General features: G+C 43.0%; 14 protein-coding genes and 1 tRNA gene. All 15 read right to left on the reverse strand.

The window, feature by feature from the left end; translation table 11 throughout:
* Window positions 1-130: 130 nt before the first annotated feature.
* The 15 genes from VV089_RS00175 to VV089_RS00245 all read right to left on the reverse strand — a co-directional run bounded on the left by VV089_RS00175 (window position 131) and on the right by VV089_RS00245 (window position 16,894).
* A complete protein-coding gene (locus tag VV089_RS00175) occupies window positions 131-1,441 on the reverse strand; it encodes an IS4 family transposase (protein WP_334334489.1) in 1,311 nt (436 codons plus the stop codon).
* A 459-nt stretch (window positions 1,442-1,900) separates the two neighbouring features.
* On the reverse strand, window positions 1,901-2,089 hold the full coding sequence (locus tag VV089_RS00180; RefSeq protein WP_334334490.1) for a hypothetical protein: 189 nt from the start codon (window positions 2,087-2,089) through the stop codon (window positions 1,901-1,903).
* 16 nt (window positions 2,090-2,105) lie between these two features.
* Window positions 2,106-2,339 (reverse strand): hypothetical protein, encoded by a 234-nt coding sequence (locus VV089_RS00185; protein WP_334334491.1) that lies wholly within the window; start codon window positions 2,337-2,339, stop codon window positions 2,106-2,108.
* Between the two features lie 243 nt (window positions 2,340-2,582).
* Window positions 2,583-4,622, reverse strand: a complete 2,040-nt coding sequence (locus tag VV089_RS00190) for a UvrD-helicase domain-containing protein (RefSeq protein ID WP_334334492.1) — start codon at window positions 4,620-4,622, stop codon at window positions 2,583-2,585.
* Entirely contained in the window at window positions 4,604-6,658 is a 2,055-nt protein-coding gene (locus VV089_RS00195; RefSeq protein ID WP_334334493.1) for an ATP-dependent nuclease, read from the reverse strand. Before VV089_RS00195 ends, VV089_RS00190 begins: the two co-directional genes overlap by 19 nt.
* A gap of 137 nt (window positions 6,659-6,795) precedes the next feature.
* A complete protein-coding gene (locus VV089_RS00200; RefSeq protein ID WP_334334494.1) occupies window positions 6,796-7,920 on the reverse strand; it encodes a PDDEXK nuclease domain-containing protein in 1,125 nt (374 codons plus the stop codon).
* Between the two features lie 314 nt (window positions 7,921-8,234).
* Window positions 8,235-9,596, reverse strand: coding sequence for a 23S rRNA (uracil(1939)-C(5))-methyltransferase RlmD (gene rlmD / locus VV089_RS00205; RefSeq protein ID WP_334334495.1), 1,362 nt, complete (start codon window positions 9,594-9,596; stop codon window positions 8,235-8,237).
* A 27-nt stretch (window positions 9,597-9,623) separates the two neighbouring features.
* The gene (locus VV089_RS00210; RefSeq protein ID WP_334334496.1) at window positions 9,624-9,809 is read right to left on the reverse strand and encodes a hypothetical protein; all 186 of its coding nucleotides are present in this window, start codon (window positions 9,807-9,809) and stop codon (window positions 9,624-9,626) included.
* 107 nt (window positions 9,810-9,916) lie between these two features.
* The gene (locus VV089_RS00215) at window positions 9,917-10,168 is read right to left on the reverse strand and encodes a DUF4366 domain-containing protein (protein WP_442891440.1); all 252 of its coding nucleotides are present in this window, start codon (window positions 10,166-10,168) and stop codon (window positions 9,917-9,919) included.
* Between the two features lie 235 nt (window positions 10,169-10,403).
* The gene (gene pcrA / locus VV089_RS00220; RefSeq protein ID WP_334334497.1) at window positions 10,404-12,617 is read right to left on the reverse strand and encodes a DNA helicase PcrA; all 2,214 of its coding nucleotides are present in this window, start codon (window positions 12,615-12,617) and stop codon (window positions 10,404-10,406) included.
* 105 nt (window positions 12,618-12,722) lie between these two features.
* Window positions 12,723-13,706 (reverse strand): SPFH domain-containing protein, encoded by a 984-nt coding sequence (locus VV089_RS00225; protein WP_334334498.1) that lies wholly within the window; start codon window positions 13,704-13,706, stop codon window positions 12,723-12,725.
* On the reverse strand, window positions 13,673-14,833 hold the full coding sequence (locus tag VV089_RS00230) for a hypothetical protein (protein WP_334334499.1): 1,161 nt from the start codon (window positions 14,831-14,833) through the stop codon (window positions 13,673-13,675). Before VV089_RS00230 ends, VV089_RS00225 begins: the two co-directional genes overlap by 34 nt.
* Window positions 14,834-14,836: 3 nt before the next feature.
* Entirely contained in the window at window positions 14,837-15,517 is a 681-nt protein-coding gene (locus tag VV089_RS00235; protein WP_172540325.1) for a PspA/IM30 family protein, read from the reverse strand.
* Window positions 15,518-15,767: 250 nt separating this feature from the next.
* Window positions 15,768-15,838 (reverse strand) — tRNA-Trp (locus VV089_RS00240).
* Between the two features lie 51 nt (window positions 15,839-15,889).
* A complete protein-coding gene (locus VV089_RS00245; RefSeq protein WP_334334500.1) occupies window positions 15,890-16,894 on the reverse strand; it encodes a hypothetical protein in 1,005 nt (334 codons plus the stop codon).
* Window positions 16,895-16,994: the final 100 nt, after the last annotated feature.

Genomic DNA, 16,994 nt, shown 5'->3' on the forward strand with positions numbered 1-16,994 from the left:
TGAGGATTCTGTTAGCTGTCAGAAGTTCTATAAGCTGATCTGCAGTATAATGGGAAGTTTTTTGGTATAGCAAACAGACAGATTGCATATCTGCCTCAAATAATGGTATACTGTTAGCGGCAGTTGCGCTTTATATGAAACGATAAGCGAAACTGGCTGGTGCTTGGAACCTTAGCTGGCGGGCATAGGTTCTCTCTGGCCTGATCGGCAGTATATAACGGCTGATCAGGTCATTTACGCTTCCGGGACCCACATGGTCTGAAAGGAATGCAAAGCATATTTTTATTGCCATAGACAAATTGACTTGATATTCCCATTTCTCCGTTCTCTTTTCTATGGGAACCTCCATGGTTATAATCGTGCAAAAATTATACAGGGTCATCCGGCTAAGAATCTCGAACTCGATGTATTCCGGAGACTTGGAATGAAAGTTTGCGGTTCCGATTGTATGCTTCAAATCACGGAAAGAAGTTTCCTGGCCCCACCGGAGATAGTAAAGTCGCTTTATCTCTTCCAATGAAAATTCATCCGAGGGGAGATTGGTAAGGATATTCTCAAAAACCCCTTCCGCTATCTGAAAACGAACCACACGCAGCCGCATATGGTATTCCGGAGAGTTGTCCGAGATAAAGTCAAAGGGGACAGTTTTGCATATATAGCGGTACAGGGGGGCTGATTCCGGGTGCTGCATTTTCTTTCTGGCCCTGGACCGGGAAAGGATAACTTCTGTCCAGCCATCCATCCGGTCCGTCAGGCTGTCGGCTGCAAGGAGACGTTTTATGTTGATGTCTTTGGTGCGGATGGCAAAGAAACAGCCTTTTTCAATGGCATGTGCAAAGACGTTATAGCTGGAAAACCCCCTGTCAGCCACGAAGATTGGGAAACCGCCATAAATATAGCGGTCAATGAGCTGGCAGATAGCGTGAAATTCATTTTTGAGTTTTCCCGGCTGGAGAACCACATCCAAAAACCTCTTGGAAAGCAGGTCATACAGAGAAATGGTATGGAGAGAGTTGAAGCCTCTTTTAGACCTTCCGCTTGTAGGATGGAAGGTGGAAGGGTCCCCAGGGTTCCGGGCAATGTTAAATTCACAGCCGTCTACGGCAATGAGGGAATACTTGCCCCAAAGCCCTTTTGCCGGGAAACGAAGGTTAAACTGCGTGAGGACATGTCGGAAAGCTTCGGGAAGGAGCTTGGCCCGCTGTTGGATGAAGGAGGAAGCAGAGGGGATTTCATCGGGAAGGAAATAAAAATATTTCAATAGTTCGTGGTTGATGCAGCCGCTTTCCATAGAGAGAAAGAAACGGATGAGTTGAGCAAAGCCCAGCTTACGGTTACGGGTAAAGTCCTTTTTTGGTTTTTTAACGAAGCAGGCAGTGTTGCAGGCCATGTTGTCCACGATCGCCCAAAGAGTGGACTTGACCTTTTGAGGAAATGACATATAAGTACCTCCTTGAAATTGAAATAATAGTTTTGTCTTCAATTTCAAGGGCCGCTCTCGCCGCCTCTTAAAATATAATCAGCAGCGAGAGCGGCCGCACATTTTAGGCTCTGTGTCAACCACTTTTTGAGAAATTTATTGATAAATTTGAGTTAGACCATAGGATAAGATTTTTTCAATCAGCTTAACTTAATGACATTGCGTACCGAGGTCTAACGCCACAACTACGGTTACTTTCTTCACAAGTATCTTTTCCTTATGATTTTCACCGATTTTGTTGAAACTGAAAAATGTCACAAAGTGCATAAATTCAAGGATTTCTAGGTATCTTTCCTTTGTATCAACACCACAGTCTCCACATGTGTCGGAGCTACTATGTAAACACAATTTTTCAGCCTCGTCAGTCATATAGGAACACAATTTCTATCTTATGATTTATTAAAAAAAAGTCATTTCTTTTTACTCATCAAGCATTAGCTTTCCTTTTTTTGCTTTTGCTTTCAAACGTGCCATCTGCTCTTTTTCTATCTGTTGGATACTCTTTTCTGGAGTGGGTAAATCCTCAGGCATTGTCCAGCCAATCTTTTCTATTGCAGTCCGCACCTCTCTCCCCACAGAATAATGAACCGACGTTACCGTTTTTAGCATTATCAACCTCATCTTTTCACAACTTTTCTTCAGTCCGGGATATGCTAAATAGATTTGCAATCAATTCCGTACTATCCATATAATTAAGGATTTTCTGTCCAACTTCCAATCCCTTTTTTATATGAATATCATCTACATCTAAGCCGCCATACAACCCCATATGACCTGCATTTTGAAAAATTGCAAATTCCTCATTTGTAATAACACCTGCTTTATACGCTGTTTCTGCAAACATATCTGGACAATTCATAATCCTTTACAACCTTGTTTGTTGCTCCCACTTTCACGATTTTGCTGACTTCGGCAAAATCGTGAAAAACAATATGTCCACTGTTCTCACGGGCAATCATTGCACGTTTTATCACACCAGTAAAATTTCTCCACTAAGTGTAATCCAAGGCAACTGCAAGTTCTCTCGCACTCCAAAATTCTGAACCATCCTCACGAATCTGTTTATTATCTTCAAACCATTTATATTCTTCTGCAATCAGTTTCATATACAATCCCCTTTTTCTGTATAGTCTTTAAATAATTCCGCATTAGGAAAAATATTTAAGAAATTATTTAATTCACCTTTCATAAGAACTCTAATACATATTAGATTATTCTTTGCCCGTGAACATGCAACATATATCAACTTTTGCGAATCGTTTCTTTTCTTTGCTTTTCCTTCTGTAAACGGAGAATATATCAAAGAAAAATCATACTCACTCCAAAAATATTCCTCCATCACAACAATGACAGATGGAATACTCGTTCCTTTCGTCTTATGCATCGTTATATATTCTGTTTCTTCATTAAGATACCTTGTATAATTCAATACTTCTGAAAATTTTAATTCGTCAGAAAAAAATTCTGTAATAAACCTTTCTTTTTTCCAACGAGATTCATAATCTTCAAATTCTTCTTTAGAACTCAATTCTAAACTATCTTTCATTTTATTAAACGTATTTTTCCCAGATAAATATTGCTTTTTGAATTTCTCATAAAAATTATCCGACTTAAGCTGTTCCAAAAAATTAAAATTCCTCTCAATAATATTCTTATAGGTTTCTGTTTGCTTTATAAGCTTTTTTGAACAAGCTATTTTAATAACAGATTTTATTGAAAGGTCTTTGCTACTTACAATTTTATGCATAATGTCATAAAGCTGTTTCTTATCATTCGCATTGTGAATTATATATCCACCTTTTCGTACCAGCTGAATTAATAAATTATAGTCTTTTGCCAAAAAAAGATTACATAAATCAGCCACATCCAGCGCTTGAATTGAACACAAATACTTTTCTATCCTATCTTTAACATCTGCATATCGATCATCAAAGACTTTATACAACTGTTGAAATCCATTTTTCTCTGCGATTGCTTTATTTGTTAAAATAAGGACTTTTGAATCGTCAGCAAACTTTTTTGCTTCCAAGAGAGCTTCATTTATTACTGACTGATACTCTCTTTTCTCTTCAGGAGAACTAAATGCAGATGGTTTGCTATCTACAAGCGAATACATCACTTTTACAAAACCATGTCTATCTGCTTCATTTTCATAAATACCATTGTCAAGTTTTTTTAATGCCACATTCTGATTAAGACCATCCAACCTAAGAGAGTTGATTACATCAAGAACCTCGTATGAGCACCTAAAATTATCCTGTTTTAAAATCGGTTCAAGCGTTCCATCATTTATGAAAATGTCAAGATCATCAATACCTTCATCATATATGGATTGCATATTGTCACCAAATAAACCTATAGCCACTCCATATGTCTGACTTAAAGTTAGTATATCACAAAGTACCTCTTTCTGAGTATCCTGATATTCATCTATAAAAATGTAATCATATTTGTCCGAAATTATTTTCCCCAATAATGGATACTTTTCAAATAGTAGATGGAAAAGCACAAGCAAGCCATCATGTCCATAACTCAAATCATTTAGCCCATCAAATTTTGTTTGATTATAATAAATAGCTGAATATTCCTTACCATCAATAATATCCATAATTTTCCCATTCAACAACCGAATTTTTTTATTAAGAAACTCATTATATCCCTCCGGCTCCTTATCATACTCTCTTTTCCCTGTTACCTTTTCAGTATTCTCTTTGCAAATTCTATAAAGATTAGACGCATATTTTTCATATGCTCTTTTATATTTCTCATGCTCCATTTTTTTATAATCAGCTTCTTTCTGCTCTTTCAATTGTTCCGCACGAACCATTTCCGGCACAAAAAACAACTCAGAGATAACAGATTTTATATTCTTTTTGTAATGCCCAATCAATCCGTATAAGAAAGAATGGATTGTACTTATCAGATATTGTTCTCCTACCCTCCCTACTATCTCATCTACCGCCGCATTTGTATGTGTAATACATATAACCCTTGCTTTAGGATGTTCTGTTTTTATATAGAGGAGAAGTTCTTTAAGAGACTCTGTTTTTCCGCTGCCTGCACCACCTTGCAAAACAAAACTTTTTCGTGAATCGATGCATTTTTTACACCTATTCATAGCATTTATTGTTTTTGTAACCATTTAATGCCCTCCTGTATGTATGAAGGTGCACTCCAATTTATTTCTTTTGTGTATGCCAAAAATAAAATGGATGATGCAAAATCGGACTTCTTTTCAATAACAGATTGCGTAAAATTATATCTATTATTCACTGAATCCTCATCTTCAAATTCTTTAATATTCTTCAACCCTCTTATACTCTCCAAATTATTTTTTAAATTCTCAAAATTCATGTTAATAAACGCATCCTCAAAACTTCTCGCATAATAACCGTTTTCCTCCATTTGATAAGTCACATATATTATTGGACTTACACATTCTTTCTTATGAAGTAATACTTCTTCAAACCATGTCTTATATCCAGCTTCATATTGTTTTTTATATTCTACATCTTTCTTTGCTTTGTCCTCATCGTATTTAGGAATATCAAAAAAATATTTTATTGACGCATTGCTTGTACCGCTGGTCTCATTACATTTCACAGGGCAAGATATATACCGAATTCCTTTATCTGTTGTTTCAGGTTTTATTGTATCTATATCAGTTATAATCAATGTGGGGATTTCCAAAAAATCCAGGAAATGACAAAATGCTTTTGAATTTGCCCCCGATTGTATAATTGTGACATTTTGAGCTGTCAATGGAATATAGGATGGCTTAATCTTGGGATTTATTTTGATTGTTTCCTCTTCTTTTTTTAATTCTACTTTATCCATATTGGAAATAAAGTGCTGAAGTAATATGCCTTCCGAAATTCCTTCAATAAAAATTGCCTTATCCGCAAAAAACAACTCAGATGATTCAATAGAAAGATATTGTTTTAAAAATTGAAATTCTTCCATCTCATTTGCATACTTTTTACTTAACTCTTGATAGAAATTCTTAATAACGATATTAGAAAACCCATTATCATCTTTCACGCAGGACATATAACGAATATTCTCAAATGGATGACTTGCAACAATGTGTGGGGAATGTGTCGTTATTATAGTTTGCATCCCAGGAATTCCACATACAACTTCACTCACTTTACGGGAAAATATGTATTGTAGCTGTGGATGGGTATGTGCCTCTGGCTCCTCAATACATAATAATTTGATATCACTTTTATTACACATAAAATTGTTCTTTTTTATTTCGATATTAAGTAAAAGGTAAAGAATATTCATATGCCCCAACCCATTCAAATATTCTGGCAACTGCTTTTCATCATCACCGTATACAACCTCTGAGGCATCAGAAAAAATCTCACTAGCTTTTAAATTTGATTTTACTTTCAGTTCTCCCATACCCAAGAATTCTTTGGCTGTATTTAAAAAACTTTCAAAAAAGGCATCATATTTTACGTTTAAGGAATCATCCATATCTTCAATCAATTTGTTAATTCCTTCAAACTTATCTGGTGCAGATATATTTAAATTATTGAAATAATTTGTTGTCAATTTTGAAAGGACTTTCATTCCCCCTTTTTCTTCTGAACTTGAAACACTCCTCTTCGCATGAATAATTTCAAAGTCAATAAGCTTTTTTACATCCTTTAAATTTTTCTTAATTAAGCGATAACGATTTTCAGTTTTTAGGTCATCCAAGCTATCAAAAGTGTAGAGTCTTTTTTCTAAATACTCATGCAGATATTTCTTTATATATTTTTCCTTTGCTATTTTTCCTGCATTCTGTATGCCTTCTAGCAACTCTTCTTTTTTTATTGCACATTCAAATAATAAGTTTACATCCTTTCTATCTGGCTCTAAATCAACAATAAATTCAGAAACATTGCATAAATCATCATCTTCTTCATACTCTATATTTAAAATCAATTGGATCGCCATTTCTGTCTCTTCTGTTTTCTCATTAAATTTTAGAATTTTTCTACGTTGTGTTATAGAGAAATCATTGAAATCAAACCCCAATTGTCCAAAGAATTTCTCAAACAAAACCATCAGAGAAGTTTTTCCCGTATTATTCCTTCCAATCAAAAGACACATTTCATTATCAAAATCCATTTTAGAATTTGATAAAATTCTAAAATTACGGACTGCAATTTCTTTTATACGCATATATACTCCTAATCATTAGCATAAAATCATTTCATTTTTTCTTAATTGTGTAATTGCCTAAAACAAGCATTTCTTATAATCTTTTCTTGAACCTGTCGGAATTTCCGACAAGTTCATATCCCATCTATTCTCACACATTATAAATTATTTTTCTGTTCCTCATCCAACCATTCCTTCAATTTTCTCTGTAACAACTTTTTATCTGGCAGATATAGTTTATATTCTTTTGCATAAATGTTAGCATTCTCTGGAAGTGTCAAATTCACAAGAGCCTCATCACTCTGCTTGCAAAGTAAAATACCAATCGTTGGATTTTCATCTTCAACCCTTTCATAACGGTCAAAATAATTCACATACATCTGCATCTGTCCTAAATCCTGATGCGTAAGTTCATCAATTTTAAAATCTATAAGGACATAGCATCTTAATAGTCGGTTATATAGAACCAAATCCACATAAAAATTTTTATCATGAAATGTAAATCTCTTTTGGCGCTGTTCAAACAGAAAACCCTTACCTAATTCTAAAAGAAACTTTTGCATCTTTTCTATTACTGCTGATTCCAAATCACTTTCATGATAAGAAGCCCTGTCTTCTAATCCCGCAAATTCCAATACATATGGCGTATGTAAAATATCTTGCGGTTTTTGCGGAACAGCTCCTTCATTTGCCAGCCTCATCACATCATTTTTATCTCTGCTTAATGCAAGCCTTTCATACAAGCTAGAATGAAATTGTCTTTTTAAAGTATTTACATTCCAATTCGAGCGTATTGCCTCGTTCTCATAAAAATCTCTTTCATCCCTGTTTTCTATACGCATAAGCACCTGATAATGCGTCCAACTGAGTTTAAAAGGTAGATTGTTATATGCCATTTCCAATTGTCCAATTCCCGATTGGATAATTTCAAAAGTCTGCTCGAATCGTCCAATTCCCGACTGGATAATTTCATCTTCCCTGTCTTTATATGCCACATAAAACTGTCGCATCCCTGCCACATTGCTTCTTGAAAAACCTCTACCATATTCTTCTGTCAGATATGCCGACAAAGAATCTACTATTTTAGCTCCATATTTTGCCCTTTCAGAGCCTTGTTGTTCCTGTTCAACAATATATCTCCCCAGCAAAAAACTTGTGAGTATCGTAATTGCATTTGCCATTTGTCCCATATTGTTTCTGGCACTATCAATTAACTTCTTTGATTTATCATATAAAGTCTGAAATTCTTTATTATCTATCATTTCCTTTTTTTCATTCTTCACTCTTGCACCTCCAAATAGTATCTTAACTATACATAGTTAGTATTATATGATAGCTTTAGATAAGCAACACAAGCATTGAAATTATATATCTCTTTTTCGGCTAATCATTCCAAATATCTTTCAGTTGTTCGGAAATTCCGAACAACTGATTTGTCCTCTAATGTTTTCTTATTAAACAAATTCCTTTGTACCCCCACACCCCACATCAACCACCGCCGAAACCTCAAAATACTTCTCTATCCTCTTATTCCGATTCCCCGCTTCATCTTCTACAAACACAAAATGCCTGTAAAACTGCTTAAAATAAAGGATTTCTAGATATGTTTCCTTTGTATCCACACCACACATTCTGTATGAACCGTAAACGGAAAAAGATCCACCCCAACAGCCTTCTCCACCCGATACCCCCGCCCCTGCAGCAGTTCCAGATCCCGCACCAAGCTCGTAGGCTTACAGCTAATATAAACAATCCGCTCCACCCCAAAGTCAATAATCCTCTGAAGCGCCTTCGGATGCACTCCGTCCCTGGGCGGATCGAGCACAATCAGATCCGGCTTCTCCTCAAGCTCATCCACCACCTTCAACACATCCCCTGCAATAAAGCTGCAATTTGCAAGCCCATTAAGCCTGGCGTTCACCTTAGCCGCCTCCACGGCCTCCTCCACAATCTCCACTCCCACAACCCGTTCCGCCACAGGCGCAAGCATCTGGGCAATCGTCCCTGTTCCGCTATAGAGATCAAAGATCACCTTATCTTTTGTATCCCCAATATAGCTCCGTGCCGTCTCATAGAGTACCTCCGCCCCCAGGGAATTCGTCTGGAAAAAGGAAAAGGGCGAGATCCGAAACCGAAGCCCTAAAAGCTCCTCATAAAAATAATCCCGTCCATAAAGAATCTCCGTCCGGTCGCTCTGCACCACATCCGCCAGGCTGTCATTGAAGACATGAAGAATCCCCACAATCGTTCCCTCAAGCTTAAGCTCCAGAAGCCGCTCTACCCAGGGCCCGTCAGGCGCCTCCATCTGACTGCTTGTCACCAGCGCCACCAAAAGCTCCCCGGTTCTGACCCCTTTACGCACCAAAAGATGGCGCAGATACCCCGTATGGCGGAGCTTATGGTAAAAAGGCAGCCCCTCCCCTTTAAAATAATCCAGCACACAAGAAAGAATCTTCCGGTAATCCTCGTCCACAATCCGGCATTCGTCCACAGTCACAATATCATAAAAGCTCCCCCTCCTGTGCATGCCAAGAGCCAGAGGTCCGTCCTTTTCCTCATCTCCAAAAGAAAATTCCATCTTATTCCGGTAAGCCCCGCGGCAGGGACTCTCCTTCACTCCCTCGAACTCGTAAGGCTCCAGAACCACACTGTCCAGAAGGGCCTTAAGCTGGCTGCCCTTTAAGCGAAGCTGCTCCTCGTAGGGCAGATTCTGATAAGTACATCCTCCGCAAGCTGTAAAATGCGGACACTCCGGCTTGATTTCCAAAGGAGAAGGCTCCAGAACCTCCAGCAGCCGTCCCTCGCATTTCCCCTTTCGGATCTTATTCACCTGGAAACGCACCTTCTGCCCAGGAACTGTATTCTTAACCAAGGCGCTGTGCTCCTCACACCGAACCAGACCCTTATTGGGAAAATCCACCCTTTCCACCATACCCTCGTAAATCTGCCCTTTTTTCATTATTTTCTCCTCACATTCTTCTCGTCATCATCCTTCGGCCAGCGGAATAAGACCTGTCCCACAAGGGCGCTGCCCCCCGAAAATCAAAATCAGCATCACCAGATAAACATACAGGCTCACTCCCCGGAACACAAACTGCAGGTTGGAAATAATGGAAGCCAGAATAATCATCCCAATCACAAACTGTCCCAAAGGATTTCTCTTTTTCCTCATCTTTTCTTCCCCCCTTTTATGTATTATAACATCCTGCCGGATATCATTTTCTCTTTCCAATTGAAAAAAAGGGCTGCCGCCTGTGCAGCAACCCCTTTCCTGCTCTCTTATTCTTCCTCGTCCTCTCCGTCCTCAAAGAAGTCATCGTCGAAGTCATCGTCAAAATCATCCTCAAAATCTTCCAGATAGTCGGGAGTAAAGAAACGGTATACCGCATAAGCGATACCGGCCACGGCTGCTACAGCCCCAATAATTGCCAGAATCCAAAGCACCGTGTTTTTATTCTTCTCTTCTACCTCTCTCTTATGAAGCAGCTCATTCAATTTTGTTGCTGTCAGAAAATCTTCCATCTTATTCATCGCACGCACCCTTTCTATTCGTTGTTTGCAATTCATGCTCTGCCTGCGGCCCGCATCTTCCAGCGCTGAATCTCAATCCGCTTCATGCGCCTGCATGGCCAAAGCTCACATTCACTAAGTGCTCATATTATACCACAAATATATTCAAATTACTATCATTTCCGGAAAAATTATTTGCATAATCTTACAATTTGTAAAGGGCAGCCGTGATGGGAGGAAACCGGCTTTACTGCCGCTATAGCTTCTTAAGTTTGGCGAAGGAAGCAAACAGCCTCTTAATCCCGGCTGTGTCAAACTCCACCTTCACCTCATAATCCTTCTTCCCTTCCGTAATCTCCAGCACCGTCCCGTCCCCGAACTTAATGTGCCGCACCCGGTCTCCCACCGTATAATCCAGCCCGGAAGCCTTTTTCACCGTAAGGCTCTGGGTTTCGTAGGGCTTAGCCCGGAAGCTCTCCTTCGGCTGAACCCAGGCCGGCTGCTTCGCTGTGTTAGACGGCTTTTCGGAACTCCTCTTTTTATTTCTGTTCTCCAGATACTCCTGGGGAATCTCCCGGATAAATCTGGAAACGGCGTTGTACATGGTCTGTCCGCGAATCATCCGCTGCCGGGCCGCCGTCAGCATCAGCTCCCGCTTCGCCCGGGTAATCCCCACATAGCAGAGCCTTCGCTCCTCCTCAAGCTCCTCCTCCGGATTGTCCGCGCTGATAGACATGTAGCTGGGAAATATCCCTTCCTCCATGCCTGCCATATAGACATAAGGAAATTCCAGGCCCTTTGCGCTATGTAAGGTCATAAGAATCACATAATTGCTGCTCTCCTCCAGACTGTCAATATCCGCCACCAGGGCAACCTCCTCCAAAAAGCCGCTTAAAGTCGGCTCATCAACCGACTCCTCGTAGGCCGCAATCTTGCTGAGCAGCTCGTCGATATTCTCAATCCGCCCCTTGGCTTCTTCCGTCCCTTCCGCTTCCAGCTCCTTGACATAGCCGGTCTCCTCCAGAAGCTCTTTGGTAAGCTCCACCAGAGACATTGTTCCAAGCTTGCTTTGCATGGCTGCTATCAGCGTGGTAAAGGGCTTTATCTTTCCCCCGCTTCTGCCAAGGTTCGGAATCTCCTCTGCCCGGACCAGAGCGTCGTAAAAGCCGATCCCGTAAGCCTCCGCATAATCTCCCACCCGGTTCAGCGTAGTCGCGCCGATTCCCCGTTTGGGCACATTGATCACCCGGCGGACGGCTATCTCATCCCTTCCGTTGTCAATGGTTTTCAAATAAGCCAGCACGTCTTTGATTTCCCTTCGGGCGTAAAAGTTTACGCCGCCAATCAGCTTGTAGGGAATGCCGGCCAGAATCAGCTTTTCCTCAAAAAGACGTGACTGGGCGTTGGTGCGGTACAGGATGGCGTGATCCTGGTAATCCGCCTCCTTGCTGCGCACATGGCGGCAGATGTCCCCGATAATCAGCTCTGCCTCCTCAAAGGCATTGGGCAGAAGACGGAAGGCAATGGGATTTCCCTCCTCGTTTTCCGTCCAGAGGCGCTTTTCCTTGCGGCCGTAATTGTTGCGGATCACCTCATTTGCCGTATTTAAAATATTCTGGGTAGAGCGGTAATTCTGCTCCAGCTTAATCACCCGTGCATCGGGAAATACCTGCTCAAAATTGAGAATATTGTAAATATTAGCTCCCCGGAATTTGTAGATGGACTGATCGTCGTCGCCCACTACACAGAGATTCCGGTATTTTCCTGCCAGAAGGCTGATCAGCTTAAACTGGGCCGTGTTCGTATCCTGGTACTCGTCCACCATCATATAGCGGAAACGCTCCTGGTACGCCTCCAGAATCTCCGGGCAGTTCTGGAACAGCTCCACCGTCTTCACAATCAGATCGTCAAAATCCAGGGCATTGTTCCGGCGAAGCTGCGCCTGGTACTCCTTGTAAGCCTCCGCAAGCAGCTTTTTCTGCCAGTCGGTCCCGGCGGCAACCGCCATCTCCATCGGGGACACCAGCTCGTCCTTAGCCCTGGAAATGACGCTCATCAGATACCGCTCTTTGTAAACCTTCGTGTCAATATTCAGCCGCTTGCACACATCCTTCATCACCGTCTTCTGATCGTCTGTGTCATAGATGGAAAATGTGGTGTCAAAGCCCAGATGGCCGATATAACGGCGCAGAATCCGCACGCAGGTGGAATGGAAGGTCGCTACCCAGACGCTGTCCGCCCCCTGGCCTACCAGACTGTTCACACGCTGGCGCATTTCTCCTGCCGCCTTATTGGTAAAAGTGATTGCCATAATATTCCAGGGGTTCACCCCCTGCTCCATCAGCCAGGCTACCCGATGAATCAAAACCCTCGTCTTTCCGGAGCCGGCTCCCGCCAAAATCAGAAGCGGCCCTTCTGTGTGAAGCACCGCCTCCTTCTGCTCCGGATTTAAGCTGTCATATATGCTCATGTATTTCTCCATTCCTCTAAAAATGCTTTCCGGTCACTTCGTTTACACGTTCCGTATGGACATCTCTGGCTGCCAGCCCGCCGTCTAAGGCTTTTATGGGAACTTTTATACCAGTTTCTTTCCGCAGTTTGAACAGAAATTAGCTCCGTTTGTCTTAGTTCCGCAGTCGGGACAGAAATTCGGGACTGCTCCCCCGGCCGCCTGCTGCATAGTTCCGGCCTGCATCTGCTGATTCTGCTGTGCCTGCTGGTTCTGCTGCATCTGGGCTGCCATCTGCTGTCCCATAGACAAGCCCATGGCAATCCCTGCCATATCGGAGGCCGCCCCGCCTCCTCTTCCGGAAGCAATTGCTTCTCCCATAGCCACCTGCTGGAAGCGTCCCACATCACCGACCATGCTCTGGGCCGCTGCCTTTTCCGCCATCTTCTGTACCTCCTCCGGGTAATTGAAGCTGGAAATGGCAAAGCTTGTGATGCTGATTCCGATTTTCAGCATTTCCATATCCAGATCCTCCTGGATGCCCCTTCCGATCTCGGAGGCGCTGACCTGAAGGTTGAACATATCACGTCCCTCTTTTGCAATCCATTTCATCAGAAGCTGATCCAGCATGGAGGTAATGCGTTCCTTCACCTCTTCCACCGAGTACTGCTGGCGGATTCCGGCAATCCGCTCTATAAATACATCGTAATCCGCAACCTTGCAGCTAAAGGTTCCGAAAGAGCGGATGGGCATGCCTCCCGGAAGTCCCGGCGCAGGAATGAGAACCGGATTCTTGGTGCCCCATTTTACCAGAACCTCCTTCGTATTGATAAACAGCACTTCCGCCCGAAGGCCGCTGTTAAAACCAAATTTGAAGCCCTTTAATGTGGAAAGAAAGGGGATAATCTGAGATTCCACGTCGTAGCTTCCGTCATCCCGGAAAACGCCCTCCACCTTTCCGTTATACAGGAAAATGGCATCCTGGCCTGGTTTGATAATCAAGCGGCTGCCTTTCTTAATCTCCTTGCTGCTCCATTTCCAGAACAATATATCATCCCGGAATTCCTGCCACTCTACTACGTTGGCAAATTGTCCTCCGAATAATCCCATGACGTTTCCTCCTCGTAATCATATATCTGCTCTTCTTCCCATGCAGGCAGCGTATCGGCCCTCATATTTGAGCCGCTGCTGTACCAATATACCAGAGCCAGGATAAAGAGTGCCAGAAGAACAATTGCCCCAATCCGTACCGGACTTTTGGGATAATCTCCTTCCACCCTTCCGCTCTGCCCGTTGATCAGCACCCGGTAATGCCTGCCTTTATATGTATAGGCTGTGGAATATATGGGAAGCAGCACATGCTTGTAGGTCTCCTCCTGGTAATCTGCCCGTACATAAATGTCCCGGACCTCATCGTATCTGGAAAGCACCTCGCTGCGTGCCATATTTTCCAGCTCACGTTCCATAGCTCCTACCGCCTCGCTGTGGGCCGCATTCAGATCCACCGTGTAACACTCAGCACTGTAGCCGGATAAGTATTCCGGCCCATAGGGCACAATCTGCTGGGTTCCGAAATATCCCGTCCTCCGCAAAAGCCGCGAATCCATTTTTTCAGAGGCCGGCACCAGAACATCGTCAAAAAAATGGCGGAGATTTCCGGAGGTTGGATACCAGTCGGTTACAATCTGGGTCTCCGTTTTCCCGTCTGCCCCTTTCCGGGTAACTGTCCGATGCCGGCCGCCCATTGCCGTATAACGGGCGTTTACTTTGGCGTCAAAGGTCCAGTAGGGCACGTAAATCCCTTGGAGGCGATCCTTCTGATACAGATGCTTCAGCTCGCCGGGGGCCAGCCAGCGGCCCTTCAGCCACCGGCGGAACAATTCTCCTACCCGGTTTTTATCCACCTGGAAGGGCAGTACTCCGTCCGGAATCACCGCATCGGCTTCCCGTTCTGCCAGCACGTAATCAGATCCGCAGAAGGGGCATTCCGCCGCTCTGCTGGTTCCTTCCACCTCAATCCGGGCGCCGCAGCCCCTGCACTCCATGGTATGCGTCGTCTTTTCGCTGGCCCGGATGGTTCTCATGGCATGCCGGGTAAGGCTGTGCTCCACCAATCTGCCCTTGTCCGGGGAAATGGGTACTACCTTATCGCAGTTTGGGCATTTGAGACTCTGTGTGGCCACGTCGAATTCCATGACTCCGCCGCAGCCCTCACAGTAATAGATTTTTTCTTCCATGCTTTACAGCCCCATTTTCTCCTTCAATGCTGCCAGTTCATCGTCTACGGAGGACGTATTTCCGGCCTCATCGTATTTTGCTGCCAGATCGTCGATATCGTCTGTTCGGGAATTCAGCTCGGACATGGCATTTGCCTCGTCCAGCATCCGGTCTACCTTTGCCTCCATGCGGTCAAAGGCTGCCATAGCCTCTCCTGCTCCGGACACGCTGGCTCCCATTTTGTTGAGCTTTTCCTGGGTTTTGGCGACTGCTGCCTTGGCCTTGATGGAATCGCGCTTATTTTGAAGCCCCTCCAAATCCTTTTCCAGCTTGTCGTGCATCTCGCGCATCTTGGCAGCATTGGCGGCTGCCAGATCGTATGCCTGCTGTAAGCCTGCCTGCTTGCCTGCAAGCTCGCCCTTTTTCTCCAGGAATCTGCGGGCATCGCTCTCGCTGCCTGCTGTCAGAGCCTTTTCCGCATATCTCTGCATCTTGGCAATCTCATCCTGGCACTCGGCCAGCTCGCGCTTTGCCTTGGCCTCTGTGGCCATGACGGCTGCAGTCTCTGCTTTTACCTTCCGCATGTCTTCCTCAATGTCTCTGATATATTTGTCAATCATCTTTTCCGGATCTTCCGCTTTGTCCAGAAGTGCGTTGATGTTTGCAGACATAATGTCGCCGAATCTCTTTAAAATATTTGCCATGTTATCCTCCTATTTGAGTTCCGTACCATCCCCTACAGTACACCCACATGAAATCAATTTCCAGCCACTTAAAACTGTGTCTGTAAATTGATTTGTGCACTGTAGGGGATAGTACTGTTTCCAGTTCCGTACTATCTTCACCAGTTCCGTTTTTATTATAATACATTCGTCTGGTTCTGTCATTCTTTTTATCCTTTCAGAGAAAAAAAGCACTGGAAACCTGTTTTCCACAGATATCCAATGCTTGTTACAGGGGATGAGAGAATCGAACTCCCACTAAGGGTTTTGGAGACCCCTGTCATGCCATTTGACCAATCCCCTACTCAAACGTACTTATTATTTATACCACACAAACTTACCTTCTGTCAATCCCTAAATTTTATCATTCTCCCGTTTCTGATACCATAGAATAAACTCTTCTTTTCTTTCCCCTGCGTGCTCCTTTGCCTGGTCTATGGTAATAATTCCGGCCTTCACAAATTTCGCTAGGACTTCAAAGCTTCCAAGTGCTATTCCCTGCTGCCTTCCCTGAATAACACCTTGCCTTATCCCCTGTTCTATTCCTTGTTCTATTCCTTGTTTTATTCCTTGTTCTATTCCTCGTTTTATCCCTTCCTCAAGGCTCTCTTTCCTGAGATATTCCCTTTCCGCCTTCTCATCATACTCTTCTAACAGCATATTCTGAACCTCCATCTGGCATTTTCTTAATATATCCGCCAGTATTCCGTGTGCAAGGCAGTATTCTATGGACTTCTCTACCGCTTTCTCCAATGCCATTCCTTTTTGGAGATTATCTCGTATTCTCTGGATGAATTCAGCATACTCATGCAGTCTCCGGCACTTCTCCATCAACTCCCGGTTGTGTCCGCTGTTGATATTCAGAATCGTTGCACGACACTCAAGCGCCGGCCGCAGGCCTTCTCTCTGTTCCTCAAATGCTTCTGACAGAGCAAGCTCTGTCCGCTCTGCTTCCCATTCCAGGCCGTTGTAAAATACAATATAATTAGGAAAAGGCAGCGGAATACGAGTGCTTCCTGTCAACCGGTAACCCTGGCCGTTTATATACCGCTCATACAGCTCTGCAAAATAGAACAGGCCGCGCAGAGGCATATTGGGATTCCATGTACTCTGATGTTCATAGAGATTCATGGACGCCCCTACCAAAAACGATAAATCGTTTTTCATTTTCATGTAAATTACATTCTCCAGGGTATTGATCTCCAGTTCCTCAGGGTTTTTATAATCTGTTCCATTGATAGCATTATACAGGGACAATAGATCCTTCTTATCACGAAAGATAAACCGGAACAATACATCCTTGTATTTTCGATTTACCTTTCTGCGGAAACGGAATACTTTGCTTAATCTTATTCTCAAGTTTTTCTCCTTTCATTATACGTTTTTCTTCTTTATCCTGCAAGCCCGGAAACAGACAATTATAGACATCACGTTCACTTTTTGGTTACTTTCACACAGT

The organism is Candidatus Merdisoma sp. JLR.KK011 (assembly GCF_036941125.1).
Taxonomy (GTDB): domain Bacteria; phylum Bacillota; class Clostridia; order Lachnospirales; family Lachnospiraceae; genus Laedolimicola.

Bases quoted from the DNA above. Each gene is read 5' to 3' on its own strand.
- VV089_RS00175 (WP_334334489.1), bottom strand. From the start codon at position 1,441: ATGTCATTTCCTCAAAAGGTCAAGTCCACTCTTTGGGCGATCGTGGAC.
- VV089_RS00180 (WP_334334490.1), bottom strand. From the start codon at position 2,089: ATGCTAAAAACGGTAACGTCGGTTCATTATTCTGTGGGGAGAGAGGTG.
- VV089_RS00185 (WP_334334491.1), bottom strand. From the start codon at position 2,339: ATGAATTGTCCAGATATGTTTGCAGAAACAGCGTATAAAGCAGGTGTT.
- VV089_RS00190 (WP_334334492.1), bottom strand. From the start codon at position 4,622: ATGGTTACAAAAACAATAAATGCTATGAATAGGTGTAAAAAATGCATC.
- VV089_RS00195 (WP_334334493.1), bottom strand. From the start codon at position 6,658: ATGCGTATAAAAGAAATTGCAGTCCGTAATTTTAGAATTTTATCAAAT.
- rlmD (WP_334334495.1), bottom strand. From the start codon at position 9,596: ATGAAAAAAGGGCAGATTTACGAGGGTATGGTGGAAAGGGTGGATTTT.
- VV089_RS00210 (WP_334334496.1), bottom strand. From the start codon at position 9,809: ATGAGGAAAAAGAGAAATCCTTTGGGACAGTTTGTGATTGGGATGATT.
- VV089_RS00215 (WP_442891440.1), bottom strand. From the start codon at position 10,168: ATGAATAAGATGGAAGATTTTCTGACAGCAACAAAATTGAATGAGCTG.
- pcrA (WP_334334497.1), bottom strand. From the start codon at position 12,617: ATGAGCATATATGACAGCTTAAATCCGGAGCAGAAGGAGGCGGTGCTT.
- VV089_RS00225 (WP_334334498.1), bottom strand. From the start codon at position 13,706: ATGGGATTATTCGGAGGACAATTTGCCAACGTAGTAGAGTGGCAGGAA.
- VV089_RS00230 (WP_334334499.1), bottom strand. From the start codon at position 14,833: ATGGAAGAAAAAATCTATTACTGTGAGGGCTGCGGCGGAGTCATGGAA.
- VV089_RS00235 (WP_172540325.1), bottom strand. From the start codon at position 15,517: ATGGCAAATATTTTAAAGAGATTCGGCGACATTATGTCTGCAAACATC.